Annotated in this window: 15 protein-coding genes; 11 read left to right on the top strand and 4 right to left on the bottom strand. The window is 73.3% G+C overall.

Translation table 11 applies throughout. From position 1 onward, the window contains the following. Positions 1-827 precede the first annotated feature (827 nt). The 11 genes from ACFVXN_RS12480 (at position 828) to ACFVXN_RS12430 (ending at position 10,540) form a co-directional block, all read left to right on the top strand. Positions 828-1,019 (top strand): hypothetical protein, encoded by a 192-nt coding sequence (locus ACFVXN_RS12480; RefSeq protein WP_389232524.1) that lies wholly within the window; start codon positions 828-830, stop codon positions 1,017-1,019. A 55-nt stretch (positions 1,020-1,074) separates the two neighbouring features. Beyond that, positions 1,075-1,902, top strand: coding sequence for a hypothetical protein (locus ACFVXN_RS12475; RefSeq protein WP_389232521.1), 828 nt, complete (start codon positions 1,075-1,077; stop codon positions 1,900-1,902). Positions 1,903-1,961: 59 nt separating this feature from the next. After that, entirely contained in the window at positions 1,962-2,453 is a 492-nt protein-coding gene (locus tag ACFVXN_RS12470; RefSeq protein WP_389232518.1) for a hypothetical protein, read from the top strand. Between the two features lie 130 nt (positions 2,454-2,583). Next, positions 2,584-3,732, top strand: coding sequence for a LacI family DNA-binding transcriptional regulator (locus ACFVXN_RS12465; protein WP_389232515.1), 1,149 nt, complete (start codon positions 2,584-2,586; stop codon positions 3,730-3,732). A gap of 100 nt (positions 3,733-3,832) precedes the next feature. Beyond that, the gene (locus ACFVXN_RS12460; RefSeq protein ID WP_389232512.1) at positions 3,833-4,804 is read left to right on the top strand and encodes an ABC transporter substrate-binding protein; all 972 of its coding nucleotides are present in this window, start codon (positions 3,833-3,835) and stop codon (positions 4,802-4,804) included. A gap of 70 nt (positions 4,805-4,874) precedes the next feature. After that, the gene (locus ACFVXN_RS12455; RefSeq protein WP_389232509.1) at positions 4,875-6,425 is read left to right on the top strand and encodes a sugar ABC transporter ATP-binding protein; all 1,551 of its coding nucleotides are present in this window, start codon (positions 4,875-4,877) and stop codon (positions 6,423-6,425) included. Next, positions 6,422-7,501, top strand: a complete 1,080-nt coding sequence (locus ACFVXN_RS12450) for an ABC transporter permease (RefSeq protein WP_389232506.1) — start codon at positions 6,422-6,424, stop codon at positions 7,499-7,501. The genes ACFVXN_RS12455 and ACFVXN_RS12450 overlap by 4 nt, the downstream gene beginning before the upstream one ends. Next, complete coding sequence (locus tag ACFVXN_RS12445; RefSeq protein WP_389232503.1) at positions 7,498-8,556, top strand: sugar ABC transporter permease YjfF; 1,059 nt, start codon at positions 7,498-7,500, stop codon at positions 8,554-8,556. Before ACFVXN_RS12450 ends, ACFVXN_RS12445 begins: the two co-directional genes overlap by 4 nt. Positions 8,557-8,636: 80 nt before the next feature. Beyond that, complete coding sequence (locus tag ACFVXN_RS12440) at positions 8,637-9,113, top strand: GNAT family N-acetyltransferase (protein WP_389232625.1); 477 nt, start codon at positions 8,637-8,639, stop codon at positions 9,111-9,113. Between the two features lie 189 nt (positions 9,114-9,302). Next, positions 9,303-9,854 carry a hypothetical protein gene (locus tag ACFVXN_RS12435; RefSeq protein WP_389232500.1) on the top strand — a complete coding sequence of 184 codons (552 nt, stop codon included), beginning with the start codon at positions 9,303-9,305 and terminating at the stop codon, positions 9,852-9,854. Continuing rightward, entirely contained in the window at positions 9,851-10,540 is a 690-nt protein-coding gene (locus ACFVXN_RS12430; RefSeq protein WP_389232497.1) for a hypothetical protein, read from the top strand. Before ACFVXN_RS12435 ends, ACFVXN_RS12430 begins: the two co-directional genes overlap by 4 nt. Here the strand turns inward: ACFVXN_RS12430 and atpC are convergent. The 4 genes from atpC to ACFVXN_RS12410 all read right to left on the bottom strand — a co-directional run bounded on the left by atpC (position 10,500) and on the right by ACFVXN_RS12410 (position 12,844). Continuing rightward, a complete protein-coding gene (gene atpC, locus ACFVXN_RS12425) occupies positions 10,500-10,814 on the bottom strand; it encodes an ATP synthase F1 subunit epsilon (RefSeq protein ID WP_389232494.1) in 315 nt (104 codons plus the stop codon). The two genes, ACFVXN_RS12430 and atpC, sit on opposite strands and share 41 nt — an antisense overlap. A gap of 117 nt (positions 10,815-10,931) precedes the next feature. Beyond that, positions 10,932-11,225, bottom strand: a complete 294-nt coding sequence (locus tag ACFVXN_RS12420) for a hypothetical protein (protein ID WP_389232491.1) — start codon at positions 11,223-11,225, stop codon at positions 10,932-10,934. A gap of 144 nt (positions 11,226-11,369) precedes the next feature. Further along, positions 11,370-12,512, bottom strand: a complete 1,143-nt coding sequence (locus ACFVXN_RS12415; RefSeq protein ID WP_389232488.1) for a hypothetical protein — start codon at positions 12,510-12,512, stop codon at positions 11,370-11,372. Next, positions 12,509-12,844 carry a PadR family transcriptional regulator gene (locus tag ACFVXN_RS12410; RefSeq protein WP_389232622.1) on the bottom strand — a complete coding sequence of 112 codons (336 nt, stop codon included), beginning with the start codon at positions 12,842-12,844 and terminating at the stop codon, positions 12,509-12,511. Before ACFVXN_RS12410 ends, ACFVXN_RS12415 begins: the two co-directional genes overlap by 4 nt. Between the last annotated feature and the right edge of the window lie 62 nt (positions 12,845-12,906).

Below are 12,906 nucleotides of genomic sequence, written 5' to 3'. Positions count from 1 at the left end.
GCGGCGGTGGCACCGGCCCCACTCGGTGGATACTACTTGGCGAAATTGGCAATCGACTACCCGCAGTCGCGGGCGCGGAGAATTCTTGCGCCAGGGATCCTGTTCAGAGATCACCCACGCCAGTGATGTGCCTGGTCGCCGCGGCGGAGAGCGAAGCAGAACGCCTCCAGGTGCCAACGTATTCGCGCTGGACCCTCACTTAACGCGCGGTGTTGCAGGTCGACGCGCTCGGTGGATCCGGGCTTGTCGGAGTTCTCTCGTTCGTGTGGAGGTCGATGTGCTGAAGACAGGAATGGCTGCGGGATTTCTCTCCTGCGCTGCGTTGGGAGCGATCGGGGCGTATGCAGGAAACTCAGTGTGCGCAGCTGCGCTACTTGTCGCGGGGCTCACGGGCACCGTGTGGGGAACTCTCCTGGTCCACGTTTCGAGGGAAGGGCCGGGACGGGATGGCAAGCCACCTCGTCAGGAGGCGCTCTCCGCCTATGCGACGGTTCTCACCAGTTTGGCCCTTCCGATGATGGCATTCGTTGTGGCCTCGCATTTCGGAGGGGCGCAAGCACTGTGGTTGGGATTGGCCGCGGTGGCCCCGGCGCCGCTGGGTGGCTACTGCTTGGCGAGGGTGGCGATCAACTATCCGCGGTCGCTCGCGCGGAGGATTATTTCACCCGAGCGCTCCTTCAGAGATCATCCTCGGCGGTGATGCGGGTCGCATTCGAACCGAGGAACGCTGGTCGACGCGTGCGCGTTCGTCAACGGTCGTTGTGAGATGTGCGAGAAAGTGAGCTGTACGAGAAAGGATGCATATGTGGTTACAAGTAGGGCTCGGCATGATCATCCTCACGACCGGAGTCGTCTTCGCGCTCAAGCGGCCGGCCGTGGAGGACGGCATCCGCACGATCTCGAGTCGAATGCCTCGCGTGACACGGGAGCCGACCCGCGTGCCGGCTCGCATGCTGTCAGTCATCTATCCCGCCGTGATGATTCTCGTGGGTTTCTCGCTCATATTCGACCTGCGGTGAGGGCGCGGCGATGCATCTTCTCCCTATCTCCGGCTCGAACGAGGCTCGAGGCGGCATGAGCAGCACACCGCGATCGGACGGCTCTGCGTGGTCGAGTCTGCTGCTCGGAGCTCCAGCCACGTTCCTCGCAGCGCACGCGCTGGTACACCCCGGCGGCGTCGCGCTGTTGTCCGCTGTCGTGTCGGCCGGCGCGATCGCCGTGATGGGGCGGCTCGCTCGTGGTCCCCGGCTTCAGGAGGGGCGCACCCCTGAGAGTGAGGCAGCGACCGGAGCCCAGCGCTGCGACCGCTGGTACCTGGCGATGAGCATCAGCGCGGTAGTCGTTGCTGCTTCGGGACTGTGGCTCGGGCGCCCTCTGATCGCGACGCTGGCGGCCGCGGTGGCCTACGGAATCACCGCGCTCGCGTGGGCGAGGTGCGTGCTCGCCCAGTCCCGGGCTCCGCGCGAAGTCGGCACACCGGTCGGCAACGTCGACGCGCCCGTGCACCCCCCTGAGACCGAGCGGGTTCGCGAGCTGACGGACGGCCCGCGAGTCCTGGACGAAGCGCGAACGGTGGAGCGCATCGTCGTCATGGGGAGCTTCGACTGGGTCTCGAGTCACGACCTGGTCGTCGTCGGCTCTGACTTCGAGTACCCGGTCGGTCCGGGCGGGCGAGCGAGGACGCTGAGGGTCCTCGAGCGTCTGCTTCGGGACGGGCTGATGGTGCCGGGCGATCTCGGTGACACCGGGTTCGCCGACTGGCCCGGCTCTGCGTCCGAGTGGACCGACCGGGCCAGGACCGATCTCGACCGGCTGAGCTGGAGCCCGATGGGTGACGGCTTCTGGTTGCGTCTGACCGAGCGGGGCGTGCAGGTGGCGGAGCGGTCGGAGGAGGTCCTGTGAGCCTCGACTCGGTCGCCGAAGTCCCTCTGGTCTTTGGGATGTCGCGCGGGATGCGGGTCATGAGAGTGGTGCTTTTGGTGCTGGCCGCGGTCATCGCGTTCGTGTCGGGTGTGGACGTCGGGGGCGATGCCGACGCCGGGCTCGGCCTGGGGCCCGCGCTCTTCTCCGCTCTCTTCGCCCTGGTGCTGAGTCGCGGCACCATCACCTGCGACGCCACGGGCATCCACGCCCGCAACCTCCTGCTCGACCTGCACGTCCCGTGGCGTGCGGTCCGGGAGGTGGTGGCGCGGGACCTGGTGGTGGTCGTGACCTCCTCGGGTGCGCAGCACCGGTTGTGGGCGGTGCAGCGGGCGAGGATCGCGATGATCCTGAACCGGCGGTCGGTGGTGGATGACGTCGTCGAGCGGATCGAGTCGGTCCGCCCGGCCTTGACGGACCGGGCGGCGGACGATGACCGGGTCGTGCGTCGTCCGGCGTGGCCGAGCCTGGCCGACGTCGCGCTGGTCGTGGCGCTCCCGCCCGGCGCGTTCGTCCTCGGGATGCTCGTCTAGTCGGGTCCCGCGCACCCCGCAACGCCCCCCACCCACCTGTTAACGTTCACTACAGGAACCGGCACCGGCGCGCGGACCCTCGTGCGTGCGCCGCCGTCGCCGCAGTCGTAGCCAGAAGGGTGGACGGGCGATGCAGTCCGGATCCGACACGCCGCGCCCGGACGAGGCGGGGCAGTCGGGTCAGGCCGCGACCAGGGCCACCCGAGCCGGTCGTGACTCCGACGGCCGTCCCCGGCGCCCCGGCATCCTCGACGTCGCGAGCCGCGCGGGCGTCTCGCACCAGACCGTCTCGCGTGTCCTCAACGACCACCCGAACGTCAGCGCGCGCACCCGCGCGAAGGTCGAGGCGGCGATCGCCGAGCTGGGCTACCGGCGGAACTCCGTGGCGCGGGCCCTGGTCACGCGCCGGACGGGGTCGATCGGCGTGGTCACGGAGGACTCGCCGCTGCACGGTCCGACGATGACGCTGATCGCGGTGGAGAACGCGGCCCGCAGCTCCGGGATGTACGTGAGCGTCGCGACGGTGACGCAGTGGGACGTGGACTCGGTGCGGGGGTCGTTGGAGCACTTCCTGGACCAGGGTGTCGACGGCGCGGTGGTGATCGCGTCGCACGACGACGCGGTGCGGGCCGTGGAGGGCTTCGCGCACGAGCAGCTGCCGGTGGTGATGCTGGGGCCGTCGGACCTGTCGGGCGGGGTGTACACCGCGGCGGTGAACCAGTACGCGGGGGGTCGGATGGCGACGCGGCACCTGCTGGAGCTCGGGCACACCGACGTGCTGCACGTGGCCGGGCCGGAGTCGTGGCTGGACGCGCGGTCGCGGTCCCGGGGCTGGCGGGACGCCATGCGGCAGGCCGGCATCACCCCGCGCGAGCCGATCCCGGGGGACTGGCGGGCGAGCACCGGCTACCGGATCGGGCAGGAGCTGGTCGCGAAGGCGCGCACCGCGGGCGAGGAGCTGCCGACGGCGGTGTTCGCGGCGAACGACCAGCTCGCGCTGGGCCTGCTGCACGCGTTCGCGGAGGCGGGGGTGAGCGTGCCGCGGGACGTGTCGGTGATCGGGTTCGACGACGTGGAGGGGTCGGCGCACTTCTTCCCGCCGCTGACGACGATCACGCCGGACTTCACCGAGCTGGGTCGGCGGTGCCTGGACCAGATGGTCGCGGCCATCGCCGGCGCGCCCGCCGTGGACGGCAACGTGGGCGCGTCGATCCGCGTCCGCGCGAGCACCGCCCCGCCCCGCGCCGGCGCGCAGGCGTCCCGCGTCGGCCCCGGGTAGTTACCGGATCGTGACCACCCACCCTTGACCGGTCGGATTGTGAACGATCACAATTTCGCCACCGACACAGGCGTCGGTCCAGTGACTCAAGGAGGAGTTCATGTTCGGACGACAGTCCCGGCGGGCCGCGCTCGGCGCCGCCTCCCTGGCCGCCCTGCTGGGCGTGGCCGCGTGCAGCTCCGGATCCGGTGGCGGTGGCGACGACGGCGGTGACGACCTGATCCGCGTGGGCTTCTCCCAGCTCGGCGCCGAGAGCGGCTGGCGCACCGCGAACACCGAGTCGGTCAAGGCGAGCCTCACCGAGGAGGCCGGCTTCGACCTCAACTTCGTCGACGCGCAGCAGAAGCAGGAGAACCAGATCAAGGCGCTGCGCGACTTCGTCGCCCAGGACGTCGACGTCATCGCGTTCTCCCCGGTGATCGAGACCGGGTGGGACGAGGTGCTGCAGGAGATCAAGGACGCCGGCATCCCGGTGGTGCTGGTCGACCGCACCGTCGACACCACCGTCGAGGACCCGTACGTCACCTGGATCGGGGCCGACTTCCGTCAGGAGGGCACCACCGCGGGCGAGTGGGTCGCCGAGAACGCGCCCGACGCGAAGATCTTCGAGCTGCAGGGCACGCTCGGCTCGGGCGCCCAGATCGACCGCGAGGAGGGCTTCGACGAGATCGTCGGGGACCAGGTCGTCGGCAAGGCCAGCGGCAACTTCACGCGCGCCGAGGGCAAGACGGCCGTCGAGGCCGCGCTGCAGGCGTACCCGGAGACCACGCTGATCTTCACGCACAACGACGACATGGGGCTCGGCGCCATCGAGGCGATCGAGGCGGCCGGCAAGGTCCCCGGCGAGGACATCCAGATCGTGTCCGTCGACGGCGTCCGCGACGGCCTCCAGGCCCTCGTCGACAAGAAGTTCAACTACGTCGTCGAGTGCAACCCGGTGTTCGGCGACCAGCTCGCCGAGCTGATCCAACAGGTCGCGGACGGCGAGGACGTCCCCAAGGAGACGATCGTCGTCGACCAGGCCTTCGACCAGACGATCACGCAGGCCGACGTGGACGCCCGCGCCTACTGAGCCACGCCGGGCGGGGTGGGCGGTCCCGGCCCACCCCGCCCGACCACGGCCCGGGACCAGGAGGACACCGATGTCCGCAGGGAGTCACCCCGACGACCGCGCCGTCGTGCGCATGACCGGCATCACCATCACGTTCCCCGGGGTCAAGGCGCTCGACGGCGTCGACCTCACGCTGCGCGCCGGCGAGGTCCACGCGCTGATGGGGGAGAACGGCGCGGGGAAGTCCACGCTGATCAAGGCGCTGACCGGCGTGTACCGGGTGGACTCCGGCGGCATCGAGGTCGACGGCGAGGAGCACGTGTTCGACGGCCCGGACCGCGCGCAGCGGGCCGGGATCAGCACGGTCTACCAGGAGGTCAACCTCTGCTCGAACCTCACCGTGGCCGAGAACGTCATGCTCGGCCACGAGGTGCGCCGCGGACCCTTCATCAGCTGGCGGGCGACCCGGCGGGCGGCGCGGCGGGTCCTCGAGCGCCTCAACCTCGACATCGACCCCCGGTCGCAGCTCGCGAGCCACAGCATCGCCGTGCAGCAGCTGTGCGCGATCGCCCGGGCGCTGGTCGTCGACGCGAAGGTGCTGATCCTCGACGAGCCGACGTCGTCGCTCGACAAGGCGGAGGTCGCCGAGCTGTTCCGGGTGGTCCGCCAGCTGCGGGAGTCCGGGGTGGCGATCCTGTTCGTGTCGCACTTCCTCGAGCAGGTGTACGCGATCTCCGACCGGATGACGGTGCTGCGCAACGGGCGGTTCGTCGGCGAGTTCCGCACCGCTGACCTGAGTCGCCGGGACCTCATCTCGCACATGATCGGCCGCGCCGAGGAGGACCTGGCCGGCATCGAGGAGCGGGCCCGCGGCGCGGTCACCACCCACTCCGCGCAGGAGGTGCCGGTGCTCGCGGGCGTCGGCCTCGGGCGCGACGGGGCCGTGGAGCCGTTCGACGTGAGCCTGTACGCGGGCGAGATCGTGGGCGTCGCCGGGCTGCTCGGCTCCGGCCGGACCGAGGCCGCGCGGCTGCTGACCGGCGCGGACCGCCCCGACCACGGCGAGCTGCGGGTCCAGGGCACGCCCACCAGGTTGAGCACGCCGCTCGCGGCCCTGCAGCGCGGCATCGCGATGTCCAGCGAGGACCGCAAGAAGGAGGGGATCATCGCGGACCTCACCGTCCGGGAGAACATCGCCCTCGCGCTCCAGGCCCGCCGCGGCACGCTGCGCCGCGTCCCCGCCCGCCAGCTCGACGAGCTCGTGCAGAAGTACATCGTGGCGCTGAACATCAACCCCCCGAACCCGAACGCGCTGATCAAGAACCTGTCCGGCGGCAACCAGCAGAAGGTGCTGCTCGCGCGCTGGCTCGCCACCTCCCCCCGCGTCCTCGTGCTCGACGAGCCCACGCGCGGCATCGACATCGGCGCCAAGGCCGAGATCCAGCGCCTGGTCACGGAGCTCGCCGCCGACGGCATGTCGGTGGTGTTCATCTCCTCCGAGCTCGAGGAGGTGCTCCGGCTCAGCCAACGCATCGTCGTCATGCGCGACCGGCAGAAGATCGCCGAGATCGAGAACGACGACGCCGTCACCACCGACACCGTCCTGGAGACCATCGCGATGAGCGCGGAGACGTCCCGATGACCGCCCCCGCCCCGGCACCGGCGCGCACCCTCGACCTGCGGGCGCTGCGGCGCGTCGCCGACCACGGGATGTTCTGGCCCGTCGTCGCCCTGCTCGTGCTGCTGGTCGCGTGCGGGCTGAAGAGCCCCGGGTTCCTCGACGTGACCCTGCGCGACGGGCACCTGTTCGGCCAGCTCATCGACCTGCTGCGCAACAGCGCGACCCCGCTGCTCCTGGCGCTGGGCATGTGCCTGGTGATCGCGACCGGCGGCATCGACCTGTCCGTCGGCGCCGTCATGGCGATCGCGCTGGCGGTGTCGCTCACCTACCTCGACGGGTCACCGGACCCGGGCTCCGTCGGCGCGGTCGCGGTGGCGATCGCGCTGGGGCTGGCCGTCGGGCTGGTCGTGGGCGCCTTCAACGGGTTCATGGTCGCGGCCCTGGGCATCCAGCCGTTCATCGCCACGATGATCCTCATGGTCGCGGGCCGCGGCATCGCGATGCTCATCACCCAGGGGCAGATCACGACCGTCACCAGCCCGCCGTTCAAGTCGATCGGGTCCGGGTTCCTGCTCGGGGTGCCGACGCCGGTGGTGATCGCGGCGGTGGTGTTCGTGCTGGTGACGCTGCTGGTCCGCCGCACCGCCCTCGGGATGTTCCTGGAGTCGATCGGCGTCAACGGCGAGGCGAGCCGGCTCGCGGGCGTCCGGGCGCGGTCGACCACCTGGACCGTGTACGTGATCGCGGGCGTCCTCGCGGCGCTCGCCGGCCTGGTCTACGGCGCGCCGACGATGGCGGCCGACGCGAACAACATCGGCCTGCTCAAGGAGCTCGACGCGATCATGGTCGTCGTCCTCGGCGGAACCAAGCTCGACGGCGGCCGGTTCAACCTCGGCGGGCTGATCGCGGGCGCCCTGCTGCTGTCGACCCTCGAGCGCGCGGTCATCATCTTCGAGCTCCCCTCGCAGACGACGCCGCTGTTCAAGGCCGTCGTCCTGATCGCCGTGTGCGTCGCGGCGTCCCCGTACCTGCGCTCGCTCGTCGAGTCCCGCCGCGCGCGGGCGAGCCGGCCCCGACCCGTGGAGGTCGTCCGATGACCGACCAGCTCACGCACGCCCCCGCCCCCGCGCCGGAGCGCCCCGTGCGACGCCGGCTCGCCGGTCTCGTGCAGCTCGCGCACCTCGACCGCCGGTTCCTGCCGGTGCTCGGCACGGTGCTGACGCTCGTGCTCATGCTCGGCGTCGGGCAGAGCCGGTACTCGACGTCCCGGTCCGACTTCATCAGCATGAAGCTGTTCTCGAACCTGATGATCGACAACTCCTACCTGCTGGTCCTCGCCGTGGGTATGACGTTCGTGATCCTCACCGGGGGCATCGACCTGTCGGTCGGCGCCGTGGTGGCGCTGGTCGGGCTGGTCGTCGCGAAGCTGTTCACCGCGGGGCTCCCGCTGCCGGTCGTGCTGGTCGTCGGTGTGCTGATCGGCACCGCCTGCGGACTGCTGATCGGCGTCCTGGTGCAGGTGTTCGACATCCAACCCTTCATCGCCTCGCTCGCGGTGATGTTCCTCGCCCGGGGCCTGGCGAACGTCGTCAGCACCAGCTCGCTGGCGATCAAGGACGAGGGGTTCGCCGCGCTCGCGTCGTGGAGCCTGAAGTTCGGCGAGGGCCGCACCACCTGGCGGATCAACGCGAGCATCCTGATCGCGGTCGCGGTGCTCCTGATCGCGTTCGTGGTGCTGCACTACACGCGGTTCGGGCGGACCGTCTACGGGCTCGGGGCCAGCGACCGGGGGACGGCCGTCAGCCTCATGGGCCTGCGACCCGCGCGCACCCGGATCTGGGTCTACGTCATCAGCGGGACCTGCGCCGGGATCGCCGGCATCCTGTTCGCGCTCTACACCAAGTCCGGGTACAACCTCACCGGCATCGGGATGGAGCTCGACGCCATCGCGGCCGTCGTCATCGGCGGGACGCTGCTGTCCGGCGGCGTCGGGTTCGTGCTCGGCACCGGCGCCGGCGTGCTCGTGTACGGGCTGATCCAGGTGCTGATCGCCCGCGAGGGCCTCGACTCCTGGTGGACGCGGGTGTTCATCGGCGGGGTGCTGCTGCTGTTCGTGATGCTGCAGCGGCTGATCGTGGCCCGTCGGCGCTGACGGACCCACCTGCGACGATGGGCGCAGCGACCCCGCCGACCCGGAGGTGCCCCGTGCCGCCCACCGTCCGCCTCGCCCCGATGACGCCCGCGCACGCCGACGCGGTGCTGCGGATCTACGGCGCCGGCGCCGCCTCCGGGCTCGCGACGTTCCAGGCGCAGCCGCCGACCTGGGCCGAGTTCGACGCGGGGCACCTGCCCGACCACCGGCTCGTGGCCCTCGACGCCGACGACGCCGTGCTCGGCTGGGTCGCGGTCTCGCCGGTTTCCGGCCGGTGCGTGTACGCCGGGGTGGTCGAGCTGTCGGTGTACGTCGACCCGGCGGCCCGCGGGCGCGGCGTCGGCCGGCTGCTCGTCGACGGCCTGGTCGACTCCGCGCGGGCCGGCGGCGTGTGGACGATCCAGGCCGGGGTGTTCCCGCAGAACCGGGCCAGCCTCGCGCTGCACGCCGCCGCCGGGTTCCGGGTGGTGGGCACCCGCGAGCGCCTCGGGCTGATGGGGCACGGGCCGCTCGCCGGGTCCTGGCTCGACGTGGTGCTGCTGGAGAAGCGGCTCTAGGCGGTCGCCCGGGGGCCGGGTGCGTACGGCACCCAGGTACCGGGCGGACGCTACTCATCCGCGCCCCGGGCCTACTCACCGCGCGCCGGCGCGCCGTCGTGCGGCGCAGGGGCGACGGAGGCTGGGGGCGACCGGGCGGGCACCCCCGTGCGTCGCCGGTCGCCCCGAACCCCGCCGGAAGGACCTCGCATGCGCACGCCCCGCACCCGGGCCGCCGCCCTCGCAGCCCCGCTGTGCCTGCTCGTCGCCCTGACGGCGGCGCAGGTCGTCGACCGTGACGACGTCCGGATCGACTTCGACGGCACGACCTTCGCGATCGAGGCCGCGGGCAGCACGTCGCCGGGCTGGCAGCCCGGCGACGTCGACTGGCACTCCTCGACGGACGCGTGGACGGTCGACCTGGCCCACGACGTGCTCGTCCCCGGGGTGCCGCTCGAGCTGCGCGTCGCGGTGCGGAACGTCTCGGGCACCCCGGCCGCGGTCGACGTCGCGTTCGACGACACGGCACCGGCGTCCGACGGCTTCTTCGACTCGCTCCACGTCGTGGTCCGCGACGAGGGCCGGGTGCTCGCCGCCGGACCCGCGCACGCGGTGCGGGCCACCCTGCCCGGGGACGTCGGCCCGCACGGCGCGGACGTCCGGGTGCTCGACGTCGAGATCACCAGCCCGGCCACGGGCGACGACCGCTGGGCGGGTGCCCGCACCGGCCTCCAGGTCCTCCTCGAGGGGACGAGCCGATGAGCCGCCGACGGACTCCCCAGCCGCCGCGCGGCCTCCGGCTGGTGGCCGCGGCCGCCCTGGTCGCCGTCTCGGCCGCCGCCGGGGTGCTCGTCGGGTCGGCGGCGACCGCCCGGGCGGCGGGGCCCGGGATCGACCTGGTCGAGGGGTCCACCACGACCGCACGGCTCGCGGTGCCCTACCCCGGGCACGCCACGGAGCTCGACATCACCGCGCACCCGGCGACCACCGGGCCCAGCGCGCTCTCGCTCGTCGTGACCGGAGGGACCGGCCCGCTCGCCGACGGACCCGACGCGCTGGTCCTCACCCTCGCGGACTCCGCGGGTGCCGTCCTCGCGCAGGGGACGGCGGCCGACCTGGCGGGCCGGCCGGTCGACCTCGGCACGCTCGAGGGCGAGCCCGTGACGGTGCACGGCGTCGCGGCGCTCCCCGCCAGGGCCGGCGACGAGCTCCAGGGCGTGGGGCTGAGCCTGACGTTCGGGCTCACGGCCACGCAGGACGTCTCGACCGCACCGACCCCCGGGTGGGGTGCGCTGGCGGTGACCGGAACCCCCGCGCTGGGCGGCGTCGCGCTGGCCGGTGCCCTGGTCGCGCTCGGGCTCCTGCTCCTCGCCGCGCGTCGCCGTCGCCGGGCCGGGACGCGCCCGCCTAGTCCTGCGCAGGCGCGACCGCGTCCACGAGCACGGTGACCTCGTCGTCGTCCGCGACGACGAAGCCGCCCGTGATCGCGACCTCGACCGCGTCCCCGTCGGCGAGCCGGAGCCGCACGACGCCGGCGCCGAGGACGGCGGCGACGGGCGCGTGCCGGGCGAGGATGCCCAGCGAGCCGGCGGTCGACGGGACCGTGACCCCGCGCGCGGCACCCGACCAGAGGACGCCGTCCGGGGCGACCACCTGGACGGTCAGCGAGGCGCCCTCGATCGGCGCGTCGGACGCGGGGGTACGGGGCTGCTCGGCGGTCACGGACGGGTCTCCTCGGGTCGCGCGGGCTCTGCTCCGCCCGAGTCTCGCCGCGTGGCGCGCGGGGCCCGTCGTCCTTTGGTCCGGGGGTGGTCGACCTGGACGTGGTAGCGGGGCTCGTCAGGCGAGGCGGGCGCGGTGCCGGGGTTGACCCGCGGCGTCCTGGTCGCTGACCCACTCGCCGTCCACGCGGCGGCCGATGGCGTCCAGGCTCGGCTGGACGAGGTGGTCGAGCGGGAGGATCCCGTCCTCCGCCACGATGTCGCGCGCCAGCACGCGGCCGCCGAGGTCGACCAGGCTGAGCAACCACGTGGTCCGGCCGTCCGCGGGCCGCGGACCGTGCAGCACCACGATCCGGGCGTGCGGGCGCGCGTCGGGCCCGAGGTCGCCGATCAGGGGGACGCTCCGCTCCACGATCACCTCCGCGCTCGGTCGGTCCTCGTCGAGTGTGCTGCGCGCGCGCCCCGTGGGGACCGCCCGAGGAGGGTGAAACCGCGGATGATCGCCGCCGACGCGCCCGCGCGCCGCCGGGCCGACACCGGCGCGGGCGTGCGGGGGTCAGGGCGGGGGCGGGTCGCCCGGGAGGGGGAGGACCGCGCCGGGCGGGAGCCACGTCGTCGCCGGGACGTGCCCCTCGACGAGTCGGTCGGGCGGGTCGGGCAGGCCGGCGACCGCGCGCAGCACCTCGACCCCGGCGGCCGCGCGGGTCGTACCGGTGCCGACGACGCGGCGGGCGGCGACCAGCACCGGCAGCAGGACGCACGCCACCACGGCCGCCGGCCCGGCGAGCAGGACGGTCAGCGGCTGCGCGACGGCGGCGAGCGCCGCGGCCACGACGAGCAGCAGCGCCAGCCGGACGGAGGTGCCCGTGCGCAGCGGCGCGACCCACCGGTGCGGCTGCGGGCCCGGCGTCCAGCGCCGCAGCCGGGACGCCGCGCGCCGGGCCAGGAGCAGTCCGACCAGGGCGCCGACCACGCCACCGGCCAGGACCGTCCAGCGGTAGGCGGGCGGCACGGGTGCGCTCGACACGGTGAGGCACGCGGTGCCGCACGGTGCCGAGGCGGCGACGCGCGGCGCCAGGGCGACGACCGCCGCGCAACCCGCCAGCACCGCGACGGTCACCGTGACCGCGACCGTCAGCCACGGGCGTGCGGCGGTGCGGGTGCGGGCGACCTGGGCGTACAGCCGGCCGCTGGGGGTGACGACCTCGCCGGGCTGGACGACGAGGTGCCGGGAGACCGCGCGGCGGCGGTGGACCGGCGCGCCGACGGTGCTCACGAGCGCGGCGACCACCAGCCAGGCGCCGACGAACCCGATCGGGACGCCGCCGTCGTGCCCCACCCGCGCGACGAGGTAGACCAGCAGACCGCCGAGTCCGGACGGCACCGTCCGGCGCGCCGCGTGCAGCGGGCCCTCGATGTCGTCCCGCACCCAGTCGCGGTACCGGGGGTCGAGCCGGCGCTCGAGCAGCACGTACCCGAGCCAGGCCGGCAGCGGGGGGTGCTCCCGCCACCGGGTCGCCCACCCGCCGCGGACGAGGCCGAGGCCGGACCGCAGGTCGAGCCGACGGGAGCCCTCGGGTGCGAGGTCGGCGAGCAGGGCGGTCACCTCGGCGGCGCGCGCGGTGCGCCAGCGCCGGGGGTAGGCCCGCAGCCACCGGGCGGCGGACCGCGCGAAGGCCGGGTCGGCGCCGGTCGTCACGCGATGCCCGGGGCGGGTCGGGCGGTGCCGCCGAGCAGGCGGTCGGCACGCCGGGCGAGCGCGGTCAGCCGGGCGGTCTCGGTCGTCAGGGCGGCGCGCCCCTGCGGGGTGAGGCGGTAGTAGCGGCGCAGGCGCCCGTCGACGACGACCTCGCCGGACGCCTCCGCGTACCCCGCGGTGACCGCCCGGTCGAGGATCCCGTACAGCGTGCCGGCGCCAAGGCGGACCGACCCCCCGGACAGCGCCCGCACCTCCTGGACCACCCCGTACCCGTGCCGGGGCTCGTCCGCGAGCGCGAGCAGCACGAGGTACGCCTGCTCGGTCAGCCGCATCGTCACCCCCGATATATATCGTCGGCCGACGTATCGGGGCAACCCCCGGCGCGCGTCGTGCC

Source organism: Cellulomonas sp. NPDC058312 (assembly GCF_042880135.1).
GTDB lineage: Bacteria > Actinomycetota > Actinomycetes > Actinomycetales > Cellulomonadaceae > Cellulomonas.
This window is presented reverse-complemented; position numbering and strand designations above follow the sequence as displayed.